Source organism: Streptomyces sp. TG1A-60, assembly GCF_037201975.1.
Taxonomy (GTDB): domain Bacteria; phylum Actinomycetota; class Actinomycetes; order Streptomycetales; family Streptomycetaceae; genus Streptomyces.
The window spans coordinates 6,290,536-6,308,235 of record NZ_CP147520.1; the positions used below are offsets into that span (position 1 = coordinate 6,290,536).

General features: G+C 70.4%; 12 protein-coding genes. 8 read left to right on the top strand and 4 right to left on the bottom strand.

The window, feature by feature from the left end; genetic code table 11:
• Nucleotide 1: 1 nt before the first annotated feature.
• Genes WBG99_RS27380 through WBG99_RS27395 form a run of 4 tightly spaced genes read left to right on the top strand, consistent with a single transcriptional unit; the run spans nt 2 to nt 3,997 of the window.
• Complete coding sequence (locus WBG99_RS27380) at nt 2–925, top strand: branched-chain amino acid ABC transporter permease (protein WP_338898849.1); 924 nt, start codon at nt 2–4, stop codon at nt 923–925.
• Nucleotides 922–2,319, top strand: a complete 1,398-nt coding sequence (locus tag WBG99_RS27385) for a branched-chain amino acid ABC transporter permease (protein ID WP_338898850.1) — start codon at nt 922–924, stop codon at nt 2,317–2,319. The genes WBG99_RS27380 and WBG99_RS27385 overlap by 4 nt, the downstream gene beginning before the upstream one ends.
• The gene (locus tag WBG99_RS27390; RefSeq protein ID WP_338898851.1) at nt 2,319–3,233 is read left to right on the top strand and encodes an ABC transporter ATP-binding protein; all 915 of its coding nucleotides are present in this window, start codon (nt 2,319–2,321) and stop codon (nt 3,231–3,233) included. Before WBG99_RS27385 ends, WBG99_RS27390 begins: the two co-directional genes overlap by 1 nt.
• On the top strand, nt 3,230–3,997 hold the full coding sequence (locus tag WBG99_RS27395) for an ABC transporter ATP-binding protein (RefSeq protein ID WP_338898852.1): 768 nt from the start codon (nt 3,230–3,232) through the stop codon (nt 3,995–3,997). Before WBG99_RS27390 ends, WBG99_RS27395 begins: the two co-directional genes overlap by 4 nt.
• 163 nt (nt 3,998–4,160) lie before the next feature.
• Here WBG99_RS27395 and WBG99_RS27400 read toward each other — a convergent pair whose 3' ends face one another.
• Together WBG99_RS27400 and WBG99_RS27405 are read right to left on the bottom strand one after the other, a co-directional pair.
• Complete coding sequence (locus tag WBG99_RS27400) at nt 4,161–4,661, bottom strand: hotdog fold thioesterase (RefSeq protein WP_338898853.1); 501 nt, start codon at nt 4,659–4,661, stop codon at nt 4,161–4,163.
• 68 nt (nt 4,662–4,729) lie between these two features.
• A complete protein-coding gene (locus WBG99_RS27405) occupies nt 4,730–7,009 on the bottom strand; it encodes an FdhF/YdeP family oxidoreductase (protein ID WP_338898854.1) in 2,280 nt (759 codons plus the stop codon).
• Nucleotides 7,010–7,241: 232 nt separating this feature from the next.
• Between WBG99_RS27405 and polA the strand changes: the two genes are divergently transcribed.
• A complete protein-coding gene (gene polA, locus WBG99_RS27410) occupies nt 7,242–9,971 on the top strand; it encodes a DNA polymerase I (RefSeq protein WP_338898855.1) in 2,730 nt (909 codons plus the stop codon).
• Between the two features lie 759 nt (nt 9,972–10,730).
• On the opposite strand, the gene WBG99_RS27415 is transcribed toward polA, so the two are convergent.
• Nucleotides 10,731–11,582, bottom strand: a complete 852-nt coding sequence (locus WBG99_RS27415) for a DUF4184 family protein (RefSeq protein ID WP_338898856.1) — start codon at nt 11,580–11,582, stop codon at nt 10,731–10,733.
• Between the two features lie 378 nt (nt 11,583–11,960).
• On the opposite strand from WBG99_RS27415, the gene WBG99_RS27420 reads away from it, so the two are divergent.
• The 3 genes from WBG99_RS27420 to WBG99_RS27430 all read left to right on the top strand — a co-directional run bounded on the left by WBG99_RS27420 (nt 11,961) and on the right by WBG99_RS27430 (nt 15,130).
• Entirely contained in the window at nt 11,961–13,775 is a 1,815-nt protein-coding gene (locus WBG99_RS27420; RefSeq protein ID WP_338898857.1) for a lytic murein transglycosylase, read from the top strand.
• A 182-nt stretch (nt 13,776–13,957) separates the two neighbouring features.
• Complete coding sequence (locus WBG99_RS27425; RefSeq protein ID WP_338898858.1) at nt 13,958–14,092, top strand: SPW_0924 family protein; 135 nt, start codon at nt 13,958–13,960, stop codon at nt 14,090–14,092.
• Nucleotides 14,093–14,137: 45 nt separating this feature from the next.
• The gene (locus WBG99_RS27430) at nt 14,138–15,130 is read left to right on the top strand and encodes a DUF3068 domain-containing protein (protein ID WP_338898859.1); all 993 of its coding nucleotides are present in this window, start codon (nt 14,138–14,140) and stop codon (nt 15,128–15,130) included.
• Here WBG99_RS27430 and hrpB read toward each other — a convergent pair.
• Nucleotides 15,120–17,672 carry an ATP-dependent helicase HrpB gene (gene hrpB, locus WBG99_RS27435; RefSeq protein WP_338898860.1) on the bottom strand — a complete coding sequence of 851 codons (2,553 nt, stop codon included), beginning with the start codon at nt 17,670–17,672 and terminating at the stop codon, nt 15,120–15,122. The genes WBG99_RS27430 and hrpB overlap by 11 nt on opposite strands.
• Nucleotides 17,673–17,700 lie beyond the last annotated feature (28 nt).

Below are 17,700 nucleotides of genomic sequence, written 5' to 3' on the forward strand. Positions count from 1 at the left end.
CATGTCCCTTCAGGAATTCTGGGACTATCTCGTCCTAGGGTTGATGCTCGGCTCTTTGTATGCCGTCATCGCTATCGGCTACACCCTTGTTTACGGTGTGCTGCAGCTCATCAACTTCGCGCACAGCGAGGTGTTCATGATGGGCGCGTACGGCAGTCTTGTCGTCCTTACTCTTGTCGATCCGGGGGACAGTCCGTCGGCGCTGGCCTCGATCGGGTTCGTCGCGTTGGCGATGGCGGGTTCGGCGTTGTTCGGTGGTGTCACGGCGTATGGTCTGGAGAAGGTCGCGTACCGGCCGTTGCGTCGACGTGGTGCGCCGCGTCTGATCTTTCTGATCACGGCGATCGGTGCTTCGTTCTTTCTTTACAATCTGGCGGGCAAGCTGTTCGGTCGTGATCCGCTGCCGTTGCCGGAGATGTACGAGAACAAGCCGGTGTTCACTCTTTTCGGTGCCGGCGTGAATGTCACTCAGCTGCTTCAGTTCACGACGGCCGTGGTGATGATGATCGCTCTCGATCTGGTCGTGAACCGTACGAAGCTCGGCAAGGGTATTCGGGCGGTCGCGCAGGACGCCGAGGTGGCGGGTCTGATGGGTGTGGACATCGACAAGGTGATCTCCCGTACCTTCATCATCGGTGGTGTGTTGGGTGGTGTGGCGGGTTTCTTGTTCGCCAACCTCAATCAGGCCTCGTACACGATGGGTTTCATACCCGGTATCACCGCGTTCGCGGCGGCTGTTGTGGGCGGTATCGGAAACATTCGTGGCGCGATGTTGGGCGGTGTTCTCATCGGCCTGGTGGAGACGATGACGGTGCCGTTGCTCGGTGACGAGTGGCGGAGTGTGTCGGCGATGGTCGTTCTGATTCTGGTGCTGATGTTCCGTCCGGTGGGCATCCTCGGTGAGCGAGTGGGGAGGGCGGCATGAGTGTCGCGGAGACCTCCAGGGATCTGACTCCGTCGGAGGCGGGCAAGTTGCGTCGTACGGCGTGGTATCAACAGCCGCGGTTCACCCGGTTGTGGGCGATGGTGGCGCTGGGTGTGCTGCTGGCGCTGGTGACGGGTGAGCAGGGCAACACGCGGGACATCTTCTTCTCGGTCAGGTCGACGTTCACCGGCGGTGGCCTGTGGGTCTGCCTGGGCCTGACGGTGGGTGTGTGGGCGCTGCGCGAGTTCGCCGGGGAGCCCCTGAGGGGTGTTGTGGCGAAGGAGAGAGCGAAGGCGGACGCGGGTGGTCCGCTCGGTGGGGCGCGGACGTGGGTGCGGGCGGCGCGGGCGCGGGTGCAGGCGGACAAGCGGCTGCGCTGGGGTCTGTTGCTGCTGGTCGTGGTGTTGGCGCTGGTGATTCCGTCCGGTCTGGAGCGGTATTGGCAGACGGTGCTGGTGGACCAGATCGCCATCTTCGTTCTGCTGGCGATCGGCCTGAACGTGGTCATCGGGTGGGCGGGTCTGCTGGATCTCGGGTTCTTCGCCTTCTTCGCGGTGGGTGCGTACTCGACGGCGTACTGGACCGGGCATCTGCCGGTCGAGCCTCCGATGGTGCTGAACAACTTCTGGGTGATCCCGATCGCGGTGGTGACCTGTCTGATCACGGGTGTGTTGCTGGGCGCGCCGACGCTGCGTCTGCGCGGTGACTATCTGGCGATCGTCACTCTGGGCTTCCACGAGATCATCTATCTGGTGGCTAAGAACGCCGATGGTCTGACGGGTGGCCCGCAGGGTGCGCGGTTGATTCCGGACTTCTCGATCGATTTCGCCGGGATCGACTACAAGTGGTCGATCGACCCGCTGCCTTACTGGTATCTGCTGGTCTTCTTCATCGTGATCGTGATCGTCCTGTTCTCGCGGCTGGAGCACTCCCGGGTGGGGCGGGCGTGGACGGCGATCCGTGAGGACGAGATCGCGGCGGCGGCGAACGGCGTGGACACGGTGCGGTTCAAGTTGATGGCGTTCGCGATCGGCGCTTCGACGTCGGGTGTCGCGGGTGTGGTGTTCACCAGTAAGTACGGGTACATCAACCCGGAGGTGTTTCCGCTGCTCCAGTCGATCCTGGTGCTGGCCTATGTCATCTTCGGTGGGATGGGCTCGATTCCGGGTGTGCTGATCGGTGCCGCGTCGCTGGTGTGGTTGCCGGAGGTGCTGAAGGACTACGTGGACCCGTCGGACCGGTACATGTACCTGGGTGCGCTGCTTGTGATCATGATGATTTACCGGCCGCAGGGTGTCTGGCCTTCTCGTCGTCGTCAGCGTGAGCTGAGGATGGCCGAGGAGGGTGTCGGGGATGCGGATGCGATGTCCGAGCCGGCGGGAGGCAGGTTCTGATGACCACTGATGTGACGAGCGAGCCGACCGCGGCTCCCGGGCCCGCGTCCGGCGACGCGGAACTGGTGTTGCAGACGTCGGGTGTGACTCTGCGGTTCGGCGGGCTGACCTGCTTGGACCATGTTGATCTGGGGATGCGGCGGGGTGAGATCCTGGCCGTTATCGGTCCGAACGGGGCGGGCAAGACGTCGCTGTTCAACTCGCTCACGGGCGCCTACACCCCGCAGGAAGGCAAGATAGTCTTCCGGCCGAAGGGCGGCGGCGAGAAGTCCCTGCTGGGCAGCAAGCCGCATGTCGTCAACCGGCTGGGTGTGGCCCGTACGTTCCAGAACATCCGGTTGTTCTCGGCGCTCACGGCGTTGGAGAACGTGAAGATCGCGGCGGAGACCCGGCTGAAGGCGGGTCCGGTCTCGATCATGCTGGGGTTGCCGAACGCGCGCAGGGCCGAGCGGCTGAGTGACGAGCGGGCGCACCGGCTGCTCAGGTTCGTCGGTCTGGAGGGCAAGCTCAACGAGATCGCGGGCAGCCTTTCCTACGGAGATCAGCGCAGCCTGGAGATCGCGCGGGCGTTGGCCACCGACCCGCAGGTTCTGCTTCTGGACGAGCCGGCGGCGGGCACGAACCCGACGGAGAAGCTGGAGTTGGAGCAGCTGATCCGCCGTATCAATACCGAACTGGGCGTGAGTGTGCTGCTGATCGAGCACGACATGCGGTTGGTGATGTCGGTGGCGGACCGCGTGCTGGTGCTCAACTTCGGCAAGAAGATCGCCGAGGGGACGCCCGGTGAGGTGCAGCAGCATCCGGCCGTGATCGAGGCCTATCTCGGTTCCTCCGCGGAGGACGCGGCGGTGGTCCAGGAGATCATCGCCGAGCATGAGCACCAGTCGGCGGCGGACGCGGAGGACGGCCAGTGAGCACGACCACGGATGTGGAGAAGAAGCCGGGCGGTGCCGAGGGCGCGGGTGGCACGCTGCTCGAACTCAAGGGTCTGCGGGTGTCGTACGGCGCCATCGAGGCGATCAAGGGTATCGATCTGACGGTGGCCGAGGGCGAGATCGTGGCTCTGCTCGGTGGTAACGGCGCGGGCAAGACTACGACGTTGCGTACCATCTCCGGCATGCTGCAGCCGCGTCAGGGCGAGGTCTGCCTGCGTGGTCAGCGGATCGACGGCATCAAGTCGCACGAGTTGGTGCAGTTCGGTGTCGGGCATGTGCCTGAGGGGCGGCGGGTGTTCGCGACGATGTCGGTGCGCGAGAACCTGGAGATGGGCGCGTACCGTTTCAAGTCGGTGGACTCCGCTGACATGGACCGGGTGTTCAAGCTCTTCCCTCGGCTCGCGGAGCGGCGTTCGCAGCAGGCGGGCACCTTGTCCGGTGGCGAGCAGCAGATGCTGGCGATCGGGCGGGCTCTGATGAGTCGGCCGGAGTTGTTGTTGCTGGACGAGCCGTCGATGGGTCTGGCGCCGCTGATCGTGCAGCAGATCTTCGAGATCGTCCAGGAGATCAACGAGCAGGGCACGACGGTGTTGCTGGTGGAGCAGAACGCGACCCAGGCGCTGGGGCTGGCGAACCGGGGTTATGTCCTGGAGACGGGGTCGATCGCGATGTCGGGCGATGCTCAGGGGCTGCTGGCGGATCCCCGGATCCGGGCTGCGTACCTTGGCGAGGGCGCGGCCTGAGGCTTCTGGCCGACGGTGCGTGGCGGGAGCCGGGAGGCCTTCGGGCTTCCCGGCTCCGGTTGTTTCCAGGACTCGCCGGTGGCTGGTTCGGGGGAGTGGAGGTTCGTCCTGCGGGGGTGGGGTCACCGTGTGATCGCCGTGCGGGTCGGCATGTGTGCCGTGATCACCTCGATTGCCGCTCCTGATGTGCGTCGGCCGGTTCGGGAAGGGGCCCGCTGTCCCGTAGCAGACACGTCAGGCGTGCGGTGCACACCCGCTTGCCGGTCTCGTCGCTGATGACGATCTCGTAGGTCGCCGTCGAGCGCCCGCGGTGCAACGGTGTGGCGACACCGGTCACCAGCCCGGACCGGGCGCCCCGGTGGTGCGTGCAGTTCAGGTCGACCCCTACGGCGATCTTGGAGCTGCCCGCGTGCAGCATGGAGCCGACCGATCCCAGTGTCTCCGCGAGGACGGCGGACGCGCCGCCGTGCAGCAGCCCGTACGGCTGGGTGTTGCCCTCGACCGGCATGGTGCCGACGACGCGGTCCGCCGAGGCCTCCACGATCCGCACGCCCATCCGGGTCCCCAGGTGGCCCGCGGAGAACATGGCGACCAGGTCGATACCGAGGACCGCGTACTCGTCGATGACCTCTTGCGGGAACTTCACGTGGTGCTGCTCGCCCATGGGGCTCCGTTCGTCGTCGGTCGCGTTGCGCCGCCGGCGGTCGTACGCCGGCCCGACTGAGCGAACGCTCAGTCGGTCGACGATTGTTCCAGACGGACCACGACGGACTTGCTGGCCGGGGTGTTGCTGGTGTCGGCGGTGGAGTCCAGCGGCACCAGCACGTTGGTTTCCGGGTAGTACGCGGCGGCGCAGCCGGGGGCCGTCGGGTAGTGCACCACCCGGAAGCCGGGCGCGCGGCGCTCGACGTCGTCCTTCCACTCGCTCACCAGGTCCACGTACGATCCGTCGGTGAGTTTCAGCGCCCGCGCGTCCTCGGGGTTGACCAGCACGACCCGGCGGCCGTTTCTGATGCCGCGGTAGCGGTCGTCGAGGCCGTAGATCGTGGTGTTGTACTGGTCGTGTGAGCGGAGCGTCTGCAGTAGGAGGCGGCCCTTGGGCAGTCGCGGGTACTCGACCGGCGCGGCGGTGAAGTTGGCTTTGCCGGTGGCCGTGGGGAAGCGGCGCTCGTCGCGCGGGGCGTGCGGGAGCGCGAAGCCCGCGGGGTCGGCCACGCGCGCGTTGAAGTCCTCGAATCCGGGCACCACGCGTGCGATACGGTCGCGGATCGTCGCGTAGTCCTTCTCGAATTCCTCCCACGGCGTGTGGCTGTTCTGGCCGAGCACCCGCCGGGCGAGCCGGCACACGATCGCCGGCTCGGACAGCAGCCGGCCGCTCGCCGGCTCCAGGCGCCCGCGTGAGGCGTGCACCATGCCCATGGAGTCCTCCACGGTCACGAACTGCTCGCCGCCGCCCTGGAGGTCACGCTCGGTGCGGCCCAGGGTGGGCAGGATCAGAGCCCGCGCGCCCGTGACCGCGTGCGAGCGGTTCAGCTTCGTCGACACGTGCACGGTCAGCCGGGCCCGCCGCATCGCCGCTTCCGTCACCTCCGTGTCGGGGGACGCCGACACGAAGTTGCCGCCCATCGCGAAGAACACTTTCGCCTTGTCGTCGCGCATGGCCCGGATGGCCCGTACGACGTCGTAGCCGTGCTCCCGGGGCGGCGCGAAGCCGAACTCCTTCTCCAGTGCGTTCAGGAACGCCGGGGCGGGCCGCTCGAAGATGCCCATCGTGCGGTCGCCCTGCACGTTGGAGTGGCCGCGCACCGGGCACACGCCCGCGCCCGGACGGCCGATGTTCCCGCGCAGCAGCAGGAAGTTGACCACTTCGCGGATGGTCGGCACGGAGTGCTTGTGCTGGGTGAGGCCCATGGCCCAGCAGACGATCGTCCGCTCGGAGGCGAGGACCATGCGCAGCGCCTCGTCGATCCGCTCGCGGGTGAGGCCGGTCGCGGTGAGCGTCTCGTCCCAGTCGGCGGCGCGGGCGGCCTCGGCGAACTCCTCGAACCCGTGTGTGTGTTCGCGGACGAACTCCTCGTCGACGGCGCCCCCGGTCTCCAGGATCAGTTTGTTCAGGAGGCGGAACAGGGCCTGGTCGCCGCCGATGCGGATCTGGAGGAACAGGTCGGTCAGGGCGGCGCCCTTGAGCATGCCCTGCGGGGTCTGCGGGTTCTTGAACCGCTCCATGCCCGCCTCGGGCAGTGGATTGACCGTGATGACGCGCGCGCCGTTCGCCTTCGCCTTCTCCAGCGCGGAGAGCATGCGAGGGTGATTGGTGCCCGGGTTCTGGCCGGCGACGACGATCAGGTCGGCCTTGTAGAGGTCCTCGAGCAGGACGCTTCCCTTGCCGACGCCGATCGTCTCCGACAGCGCGGAGCCCGACGACTCGTGGCACATGTTGGAGCAGTCCGGCAGGTTGTTCGTGCCGAACTCGCGGGCGAACAGCTGGTACAGGAACGCGGCCTCGTTGCTCGTCCGGCCCGAGGTGTAGAAGAGAGCCTCGTCGGGGGAGCCGAGGGCGTTCAGTTCCTCGGCGACGATGTCGAAGGCACGCTCCCAGGACACCGGCTCGTAGCGGTCGCCTCCCTCGGGGAGATACATGGGGTGCGTGAGCCGCCCCTGCTGCCCCAGCCAGTAGCCACTTCTGGTCGCCAGGTCGGCGACGGTGTGGGCGGCGAAGAACTCCGGGGTGACCCGGCGCAGCGTGGCCTCCTCGGCGACCGCCTTCGCGCCGTTCTCGCAGAACTCCGCCGCGTGCCGGTGCTCCGGCTCCGGCCAGGCGCAGCCCGGGCAGTCGAAGCCGTCCTTCTGGTTGACCCGCAGCAGCGTCAGCGCGGTCCGCTTCACCCCCATCTGCTGCTGCGCGATCCGCAGTGTGTGTCCGATCGCCGGCAGCCCCGCCGCCGCGTGCTTCGGCTCCGCGACCTGCGGCGCGTCCTGGACCGGATCACTCTTCGGCGCCTTGCCGGCCATAGCTGCTCCCCATTCGCGGACATGTGCCTGTGGGCGTGAGGGTACGACTCCCGATCCTCGCACGTGTCACCGACAACGGCCGAGGCCGGTCGGCCCCGCTCCCCGGGGCGAGCTCCTTGCCTCCGCCTGTGCCGTCCCGGAGCGCTGTCCCGGCCCTTCGGGCGATATCCCGGCCGGCCCTCGACCCGTCCCTGGGGTCCGGGTGTCAGTGGCACGTGGCAGGATCGGGTCCGTGGCAGAGACAGCATCGAAGCAGACCGACAGCACCCCCGAAAGCGGCAGCCGTCCCCGGCTCATGCTCATGGACGGGCACTCGCTGGCCTACCGCGCGTTCTTCGCGCTGCCCGCGGAGAACTTCACGACGGCGACGGGCCAGCCGACCAACGCGATCTACGGCTTCGCGTCGATGCTGGCGAACACGCTGCGCGACGAGGCGCCCACCCACTTCGCGGTCGCGTTCGACGTCTCCCGCAAGACCTGGCGCTCCGAGGAGTTCACCGAGTACAAGGCGAACCGCTCGAAGACCCCGGACGAGTTCAGGGGCCAGGTCGAGCTGATCGGCGAGCTGCTCGACGCGATGCGCGCCGTCCGCTTCGCCGTCGACGGCTTCGAGGCCGACGACATCATCGCCACGCTCGCCACCCGGGCCGAGGCCGAGGGCTTCGAGGTCCTCATCGTCACCGGCGACCGCGACTCCTTCCAGCTCGTCAGCGAGCACACCACGGTGCTCTACCCGACGAAGGGCGTCTCGGAGCTGACCCGGTTCACACCGGAGAAGGTGTTCGAGAAGTACGGCCTCACCCCGGCCCAGTACCCGGACTTCGCGGCCCTGCGCGGCGATCCGTCCGACAACCTCCCCGGCATTCCCGGCGTCGGCGAGAAGACCGCCGCGAAGTGGATCAACCAGTTCGGTTCGTTCGCGGATCTCGTCGAGCGCGTCGAGGAGGTCAAGGGCAAGGCCGGCCAGAACCTCCGTGACCACCTGGAGGCGGTCAAGCTCAACCGCCGCCTCACCGAAATGGTCCGCACGGTCGAACTGCCCAAGGGCGTCGCGGACCTGGAGCGTGCCGCGTACGACCGCAAGGCCGTCGCGATGGTCCTGGACACCCTGGAGATCCGCAACCCGTCGCTGCGCGAGCGCCTGCTGGCCGTCGACCCGGCCGCCGAGGAGGGCGACGCCGGGCAGCCGGCCGTCCCGGGCGTCGCGGTGGACGGCACGGTGCTCGGCTCCGGTGAACTGGCCCCCTGGCTCACCGAGCACGGCACGGCGGTTCTCGGTGTGGCCACGGTCGACACCTGGGCCCTCGGTACCGGCTCGGTCGCCGAGATCGCGCTCGCCACGACCGGGGGGCCGGCCGCCTGGTTCGACCCGACGCAGGTGGACGAGAGGGACGAGTCCGCCTGGGCGGCCTGGCTCGCCGACACCGCCCGGCCCAAGGTGTTCCACAACGCCAAGGCCGCGATGCGCGTCTTCGCCGAGCACGGCTGGACCGTCGAAGGCGTCACCATGGACACCGCCCTCGCCGCCTACCTGGTCAAGCCGGGCCGCCGCTCCTTCGACCTGGACGCGCTCTCCCTGGAGTACCTGGGCCGCGAGCTGGCCCCCGCCGCCACGGCCGACGGCCAGCTGGCGTTCGGCGCGGACGAGGGCGCCGAGGCCGACGCGCTGATGGTGCAGGCCCGCGCGATCCTCGACCTCGGCGAGGCCTTCGAAGAGCGCCTGGCGGAGGTCGGGGCGGCCGAGCTCCTGCGGGACGTGGAGCTGCCCACCTCCGCGCTACTGGCCCGCATGGAGCGCCACGGCATCGCGGCGGACCGGGCCCATCTGGAGGCCATGGAGCAGATGTTCGCCGGCGCCGTGCAGCAGGCGGTGAAGGAGGCGCACGCGGCGGCGGGGCACGAGTTCAACCTGGGCTCGCCCAAGCAGCTCCAGGAAGTCCTCTTCGGTGAGCTGGGCCTGCCCAGGACCAAGCGCACCAAGACGGGCTACACCACGGACGCGGACGCCCTGGCCTGGCTCGCCGGCCAGACGGACAACGAACTGCCGGTCATCATGCTCCGCCACCGCGAGCAGGCGAAGCTCCGCGTCACCGTCGAGGGCCTGATCAAGGCCGTCGCCGCGGACGGCCGCATCCACACCACCTTCAACCAGACGGTCGCCGCCACGGGCCGCCTGTCGTCGGTGGACCCCAACCTCCAGAACATCCCGGTCCGCACCGACGAGGGCAGGGCCATCCGCCGCGGCTTCGTCGTCGGCGAGGGCTTCGAGTCCCTGATGACGGCGGACTACAGCCAGATCGAACTGCGCGTGATGGCCCACCTGTCCGAGGACGCGGGCCTGATCGAGGCGTTCACCTCCGGCGAGGACCTGCACACCACGGCCGCGGCCCAGGTGTTCGGGGTCGAGCCCGCGGCGGTGGACGCGGAAATGCGCCGCAAGATCAAGGCGATGTCGTACGGCCTGGCCTACGGCCTGTCCGCGTTCGGCCTCTCCCAGCAGCTGAACATCGACGCGGGCGAGGCCCGTGCCCTGATGGACGCGTACTTCGAGCGTTTCGGCGGTGTACGGGACTATCTGCGCCGGGTCGTCGACGAGGCGAGGGCGACGGGTTACACGGCGACGCTCTTCGGTCGCCGCCGCTACCTCCCCGACCTCAACAGCGACAACCGTCAGCGCCGCGAGGCCGCCGAGCGGATGGCCCTCAACGCGCCCATCCAGGGCACCGCAGCCGACATCGTCAAGATCGCCATGCTGAACGTCGGCCGTGCCCTGGACGAGGCCGGCCTCACGTCCCGCATGCTCCTCCAGGTCCACGACGAGATCGTCCTCGAAATCGCCCACGGCGAACGCGAGCGCACCGAGCGACTTCTCCGCCACGAAATGTCCAAGGCCGTGCACCTGCGGGCCCCCCTCGACGTCTCGGTCGGCTACGGCCCGGACTGGGAATCGGCGGCCCACTAGAAACCAGGAAGTTCGGTGTGGGGGCCCGGCACCACGACCGGGCCCTCACAGCCGGGCCTCTACGAACGGGCTCCCACGACCAGGGCGGGCCGCCGACCGGCCGGGCCGTCAGCGGGGCCGGGCTGCTTGCGCGGGGGCTGACTCTCCGGGCGGTTGGACCACTGACGGGGCGGGCCCCCATGGCCCGGGCGGGCCGCCGACGGGCCGGGCCGTCAGTCGGGCCGGGCTGCTTGCGCAAGGCGGGCCCTTCGCCGGATCGGTTCCCACGGACGTCCGGCAAGGAGGCGACCCCGCTCGCCACCGGTCGTACGGCGACGTCGGCGCCGCACCCGGGCGGGTTGACCCGCCTCGCCGCTCACCCCCACCCGCCGCGACGGCGAGCGACCACCACGGCGGTGGCCGACGGTGCCGGGCCGGCCGGCCCCACCGCGAGTCCCGCTCCGGCCGCCCGTATCACCCGCCTGGTCCTCGCCGAGGCGCCCCGGGCGGAGCGTCGGCGTAAGGATGCCCGCATGGGTATACGCACGCTCCGCCGCCGTACACGGACAGCTGCCACCCGCCTGTCAGGGGTGCGGACCCGGCTCACCCGGGCACACCCCGGTCTCCCCTGGGCACGCACACGCGTCCGGCGGCCCCACAGTCACTACCCCTGGGCGCTGACCCACCCCGTGGCGGCCCTCCTCGGACACGTACCGCCGTACACGCCCCGCGCCGCCGAGCCCCGCATCCCCCGCGGCGCGCCCACGCGGCGCCCCGCACTCAGCGGGGGACCGAGCTGTCCGCCGCCGCCTCGACTGCGAGCGCGGTGGCGGGAGGAGCCGGGCGCCAGACCCTGACGCCGACGCCGTGGAGGACCACGCCGAGGACGAGCCCGGCACCCGCCCCGAAGCACACGGTCGGGATCACCTCGTACGGCTTGGCGACCGACCCCCAGTACGCCCACCAGCGGGCCACCCGCTGCACCGCCGCGACCAGCGCGCAGCCCCCGATGACGGCGCCAGCCACCCACCGGTCGGCCGAGGACAGCATCGGCACGCCGACCGGCTCGACCGCCGGCTGCCGCCGCAGTGCCAGCGTCACGAAGACGACGATGACGACCGCCGCGACCGCGGAGCCGCCGTACTGGAGGTACCAGTAGAGCGGCGAGCCCGCGATCTCCTCGCCGAGGACGGGGAACAGCCGCACTCCCCACCGGTCGTGATGCGTGAACGCGTCCCACACGACATGGGTCAGCGAGCCGAGGGCCGCGGAGACGTACCACCACAGGACCAGCGAGGGACTGAACCGCCGCACTCCCGCCCCGCAGCGCACCAGCGCGGCCACCCGCCCCTGCCGCCCCCTGGGCAGCAACGCCACCAGCGGCTCACGCAGCACCAGCCACAGCCCGACCAGCGCCCAGGTGACGAGGACGTCGACGGTGAAGACCCCGGCGAAGGAGTGCGTGACATCACCGAACTCCATGGCCTCGGGCAGCACACTCGCCATGTAGTAGGTCATGTCGGGCGCGAACGAACCGGCGACGAGCACCGACGGCACCAGTGGCCCGCGCCCGGCCCCGTTCCCCCGCAGGGCGGGCAGCACGGCGGCGGCGTGGCTGAGCGTGAAGGGCAAGTCGTCCCCCTGTGACGGACTTTGGCCGGACGGTTCGGCCCGGCGAGGACCGGTCGCCAGTATGCGCGACTCGGGTCCGCGTATCCGACAAGCTCTTGGACGACAGGAAACCGATAAGGGAAACCGGTGAAAATCGGGGCACGAACGGGTGTCCGTGCGGCGGAAGTTGTCGTAGGGTCACCTGGGTCCTCGCGCCTGTGGGTCGCGAGGCCACGGGAATTCCGGAAAGGAAACACCGGAACCGGGCAACCAAAATCGGAACTCCGGAGTCGGTGTACCAGGACAGGGAAACCGGTCCGCTGAAAAAGACAAATGACTGACAGGGTAGTAAATCGGTAGAGCGCCAAGGCGGTCGACCACCGGGGAGGGGTTCACTCAATGGCGGCGCAGTTCGGTTTGAGGCTCCGCAAGGGGGCGGCGAACACCGCCCTGGCAGCGGCCACGGTAGCGGCGTTGGCCGCGTCCCAGGCCCCGGGAGTGACGACCGACAGCGCGGGCAGACAGACCATGGGAGCGCCCACGCCGGACGCGAGCCCCCGCGCCGAGGACACCGCGTCGGGCAACTCGCGGTACTACACGGACCTTCCGCCCCTCGACAGCCCCGACCCGGCGCCCGGTATCGGTGACGGCTCGACCACCACCGGCGGCACCGAGCGTGGCATACCCGCGACCGTCATCGACGCCTACAAGAAAGCCGAGGCGTCCCTGCGCGAGTCCAAGCCCGGCTGCAATCTGTCCTGGGAACTCCTCGCCGCCATCGGCAAGGTCGAGTCCGGCCAGGCCCGCGGTGGCCGCGTCGACGCCGACGGCACGACGTACTCGAAGATCCTCGGCCCGATCCTCAACGGCGGCGCGTTCGCGAACATCCCCGACACCGACAACGGGGCGCACGACGGCGACACCACGTACGACCGGGCCGTCGGCCCCATGCAGTTCATCCCCTCCACCTGGCAGTGGGCGGGCCGCGACGGAAACGCCGACGGCGCCAAGGACCCCAACAACATCTACGACGCCGCCCTCGCCGCCGGCCACTACCTGTGCCGCTTCGGCTGGGACCTGTCCAACGCCGGCAATCTGCGCAGCGCGGTCCTCAGCTACAACAACTCGACGGAGTACTACCACCTCGTCATGAGGTGGCTGAACCACTACCGCGCGGGCGCCCACGAGATCCCGGACGGCACCGGCTCCCTGCCCGAGACGCCGAGCGGCAACAGCGGCAACAGCGATAGCGGAAACAGCGACAGCGGCAGCGGCAGCCGTGACAACGGCTCCGGCGGCCCCACGACGAGCCCCAGCCCCACGCCCCCGACGACGCAGAAGCCGGGCACAGGCAAGCCGGGCACAGGCAAGCCGGGCACAGGCAAGCCGGGCGGTGGCGCGAACACGCCGGAGCCGCCCCCCACCACGCCACCCACCTCCACCGACACGGTCCACCACCTGGAGAACGCGGGTGCGGCGAACCTCACGGCCATGGCCGGCGACACCTTCACAGACAAGGTCGTCGCCCGCACCGAGACCAAGGCCGGCAAGGCCGTGACGAAGGTCCGCGTCCGCTTCACCGTCGTCGGCGACACGGACACCACCTTCACCGGCGGCGAGAAGTTCGCGACCGTCGTCACCGACAGCGCCGGCAAGGCCACCGCTCCCGCGCTCGTGGCCGGCGAGAAGACCGGGAAGGTCACGATCCGCGCCACCGTCGTGGGCCGCTCGGTCGCCGCCCTCGACTACACGGCCACCGTCACCGCCCGCCAGGCCGACGCCCTCGCCCGCACCGACGACACCGTGCTGACCTGCGTCCCCAACGGCGAGTTCGCCGAGCAGGTCGAGGTGAAGGCCACCTACAAGGGGGAGATCGCGGACAAGGTCGCGGTCAAGGCCACCCTCATCAAGTCCCTCCTCGACGTCACCGAGAACGACAAGGGCCCCTACTTCGAGGGCGACGCGGGCGAGGAGCCCGTGCGCACCCTGGCCCTGGAGACCGACGAGAACGGCCTGCTGAAGCTGCCGAAGCTCCACTCCGACGGCACCACCGGCACGTTCCAGCTCCGCATCGAGACCGAGGGCGGCGCGACCCTCACGGTCGAACTGACGGTGGAGGCGGCGCCCGAGACGCCCGAGACGCCCGAGACGCCCGAGACGCCCGAGCCGACCGAGCCGACCGAGGCTGCGTCGCCCAGCCCCAGCGCTTCGTAGTCGGCGTCGGCCCTCCACGTACGGCCATGGCGGCGCTCCTCTCCTGAGAGGGGCGCCGCCGTTGTGTGCGCGACGTGTTCTCATCTCGCCCGGCCGTTGCTACGGTGCCGGACCTGACGAACTATCAGTTCCCGTCGGGAACGGTCGGTTCCCCTCGCCAGGCCCCTAGTCGGGAGGTCCGTATGCGTGCCCTGATCGCCGCCGCGACCGGTCTCGCCCTCGCCTTCGCCCTGGCGTTCACGATCGCGCAGCTGGGCTCACCCACGGGCGAGACATCACCGAAACCGTTGCTGACGACGGTCCCCGCACATCCATAGCCGACGGTGGCCGCACCGCCACAACCGCCCGGGAGGGAGGCCGAGATGCGCCGGAGGACCGGCCTGATCCTGCTCGCGCTCGCCGTGTTCTTCACGGCGCTGTCCCCGCTGCTGCGCTGGTACGTCTTCCCCGACGTGGTCAAGGTCCCGGCGAACCAGTACCAGGACATGGTCCTGGAGGCGAAGGACGCCACCCTCCTCGACTACGGCACGATGACCGCCCGGAAGGTCCCCGAGGTCACCATCGTGCAGACCCTCAAGGGCAATGTCGAGGCCTCCGAGGAGATCGAGAAGACGGCCGGCCGGGACGTCGTCGTCTGGGACGGCCTGTCGTACATCCAGGGCCCGGACGGCGAGACGGTCTCGAGGATCCCGGAGCGCTACATCTTCGACGCCCACACCCAGGAGCCCGTCCACGCCAAGGGCGAGATGGTCGACGGCGACCCCGTCCAGCGGAAGGGCCTGGAATTCAAATGGCCCTTCCTCACGGAGAAGAGGGACTACGAGTACTTCGACGCCCAGGCCCGGATCACGGCCCCCATCCACTACAAGGGCACCCAGGACTTCCGGGGCGTGGAGGTCTACTACTTCGAACAGACCATCCCCTGGACCGAGGTCCCCTTCCCCCGCACCATGCCCGTGGAAGGCATCACCCGGGAGACGGTCGCCCAGACCGGCACCAGTCGCTGGTACACCACGGTCCGCAAGTTCTGGGTGGAGCCCGTCACCGGCGCCCCCGTCTACGGTGAGGAGATCCACGAGGAGGAACTCCGCGGCGGCACGCTCCTCGGCGACCGCGAGAAGGTGACCGCCTTCGCCGGGCACGTGAAGATGCGCGAGGACTACATCGAGCACACCGTCGGCCTGGTCAAGTCCCAGCGTCTCCTCGTCCTCCTGATGACCTCCTACCTGCCCTGGGGCTTCCTGGGCCTGGGCGTCCTGTTCCTCGCGCTCTCCCTCTACGTCGAGGCCCGTGGCCGCAGGCCCGGCGCACCGGAGTCCAGCAGGCCCCCGGCATCCGAGCCGGTCAGCGCCTGAGGCGCGCGTTCGTGTACCGGGTGGGCTCGGCGGTCGCCGGGTCCTCCGGCCACGGATGCCGGGGATACCGGCCGCGCAACTCCGCCCGTACGGCCCTGTACCCGTCCCGCCAGAACGAGGCGAGATCGGCGGTCACGGCGGCGGGCCGTCCGGCGGGGGACAGCAGATGCACCAGCACCGGCACCCCGGCCAGCACGGGCGACTCCCGAAGCCCGAACATCTCCTGCAACTTCACCGCCAGCACCGGCTGCTCGGGCCGCGCGTAGTCCACCCGGATCCGGGACCCGCTCGGCACCTCGATCCGCTCCGGCGCGAGCTCGTCCAGCCGTACGGCGTCCCCGGTGGCCCACGGCAACAGCCGCTTCAGTGCCTCCCCGGCATCGATCCGCCCGAGATCCGCCCGCCGCCGTGCCCGGCTCAGCTCGGGCTCCAGCCAGTCCTCCACGCGCGCGTGCAGGGCACTGTCGGACACATCGGGCCAGGGCTCGCCGAGCCGCGCCCGCAGGAACGCGATCCGCTCCCGCAACCGTCCCGCACCCTCCGACCACCGCAACAACCCGAGCCCTTCGACCCGCAACCCTTCGACAAGTGCCTCCCGTACGAGCCCGGCCGCGGCCTCCCGCAACGGCCGCACGCCCACCTCCACGGCCCCCAACCGCTCCACCCGCCGCGCCACGACGTCCCCGTCCCGCCACGCGACCTCCTCCCCCTGGCTGTGCAAAGCCCCGGCCGCCTCCCGGGCCACCTCTTCGTCGACGACCACTCCGAGCCGTACCCGCGCGAGCCCGGCCCCCACCCCCCGGTCGGCCACCGCCACCGCCACCCACTGCCCGCCCCGCAGCCCGGACCCTTCCCCCACCTCGGCCCGAGTCCCGGAAACCATGAGATACGACCCCCCGTCCCCGCGGGCAACCCGCTCGGGAAACGCCAGCGCCACCACCACCCCCACGCCCCGCTCGTCCCCGGCGGGCCGTTCGGAGCCCGCACTTCTCCCCGGAGTGCCGGGGCACGGTTCGCCCGGCAGCCGCGCCGCGGGCGCGGGCGCCGACGCGGACCGCAGGCGCCGGACCTCGGTGCGCCAGCGCGCGGCGTAGGCGTCACCCCCGCGCCGGACGCTCCGCAGCACGGCGGCCAGGTCGTCGCCGTACGCCCGTGAGGGCTCCTCGCTGAGCAGGGCCACGACCTCCGCCGCGCGCTCGGCACCGACCAGGGGCGCCGCGTCGAGGAGGGCTCGGGCCAGCCGGGGGTGGAGGCCGAGCCGGGACATGCGCACACCCCGTTCCGTGGCGTGCCCGGCGGAGCCGACCGCGCCGATCGCGGACAGGACGCCCCGCGCCGCCGCCATCGCCCCGCTCGGCGGAGGATCCAGGAGGGTGAGCCCGGAGGCGTCCGGATCACCCCAGCAGGCGGCCTGCAGGGCGAACGCCGTCAGGTCGGCCACCTTGATCTCCGGCGCCGGGAAGCGCGGCAGACGGGCGTCCTCGGCCTCCGCCCAGCACCGGTAGACGACGCCGGGAGCCTCACGCCCGGCCCGCCCGGCCCGTTGCCGCCCGGCGGCCTGCGAGGCCCGTACGGTCGTCAGGGCGCTCAAGCCGCGCGCGTGGTCGACGCGTGGCTCCCGGGCGAGCCCGGAGTCGACGACCACCCGCACCCCGGGCACCGTCAGCGACGACTCGGCGACGGCCGTCGCCAGGACCACCCGGCGCCGCTCCCCGCCGGCCAGCACGGCGTCCTGCACGGCAGCCGGCGCCCGCCCGTGCACCTGGAGCACGTCCACATCACCGAGATCCCCGAACTGCCCCGCCACCCGCGCGATCTCGCCCACCCCCGGCAGGAAACAGAGGACGTCCCCCTGCCGCTCGGCCAGCGCCCGCCGCACCACCGACACCACATGCGCCAACAGCGCCGGGTCCACCCGCATCCCGTGCGGCGGTCGTACGGGGCGGGCCGGCGGCGCCCACACCACCTCGACGGGGTACGAGACCCCGTCCGCCGCGACCACCGGCGCCCCGCCCAGCAGCCGGGCCCAGCCCTCGGCGTCCGTCGTCGCCGACGCCGCCACCAGCCGCAGCTCGGGCCGCAGTGTCCCGCGCACGTCGAGCAGGAACGCCGCCACCGTGTCCGCGTCCAGATGCCGCTCGTGGCACTCGTCGAGCACGACGACGTCGACGCCCGGCAACTCCTGGTCCCGCTGCAACCGTTGCAGCAGTACACCGGTCGTGACGACCTCCACGCGCGCACGTGGTCCGACGACCCGTTCACCCCGAACGGTGTAGCCGACACTCCCGCCGACCTTCTCGCCCAGCAGCCACGCCATCCGCCGCGCCGCCGCCCGCGCCGCGATCCGGCGCGGCTCGGCGACCACCACCCGCCGTACCGGCCCGCCGTCCAGGAGTCCCGCCAGGGCCAGTGGCACCAGCGTCGTCTTGCCGGTCCCGGGCGGCGCGACGAGGACAGCGCTCCCGTGCCCCTCCAGGGCGTCGTCCAGGCCGGGCAGGGCATCGCGTACGGGCAGCGCGTCCAGGGCGTCGTAACGGATCACGCCCCCAGTGTCGTACGCCCGTGAGAAC

Coding starts and splice junctions, on each gene's coding strand:
- WBG99_RS27380 (WP_338898849.1), top strand. CDS start 2: ATGTCCCTTCAGGAATTCTGGGACTATCTCGTCCTAGGGTTGATGCTC.
- WBG99_RS27385 (WP_338898850.1), top strand. CDS start 922: ATGAGTGTCGCGGAGACCTCCAGGGATCTGACTCCGTCGGAGGCGGGC.
- WBG99_RS27390 (WP_338898851.1), top strand. CDS start 2,319: ATGACCACTGATGTGACGAGCGAGCCGACCGCGGCTCCCGGGCCCGCG.
- WBG99_RS27400 (WP_338898853.1), bottom strand. CDS start 4,661: ATGGGCGAGCAGCACCACGTGAAGTTCCCGCAAGAGGTCATCGACGAG.
- WBG99_RS27405 (WP_338898854.1), bottom strand. CDS start 7,009: ATGGCCGGCAAGGCGCCGAAGAGTGATCCGGTCCAGGACGCGCCGCAG.
- WBG99_RS27420 (WP_338898857.1), top strand. CDS start 11,961: ATGGCGGCGCAGTTCGGTTTGAGGCTCCGCAAGGGGGCGGCGAACACC.
- WBG99_RS27425 (WP_338898858.1), top strand. CDS start 13,958: ATGCGTGCCCTGATCGCCGCCGCGACCGGTCTCGCCCTCGCCTTCGCC.
- WBG99_RS27430 (WP_338898859.1), top strand. CDS start 14,138: ATGCGCCGGAGGACCGGCCTGATCCTGCTCGCGCTCGCCGTGTTCTTC.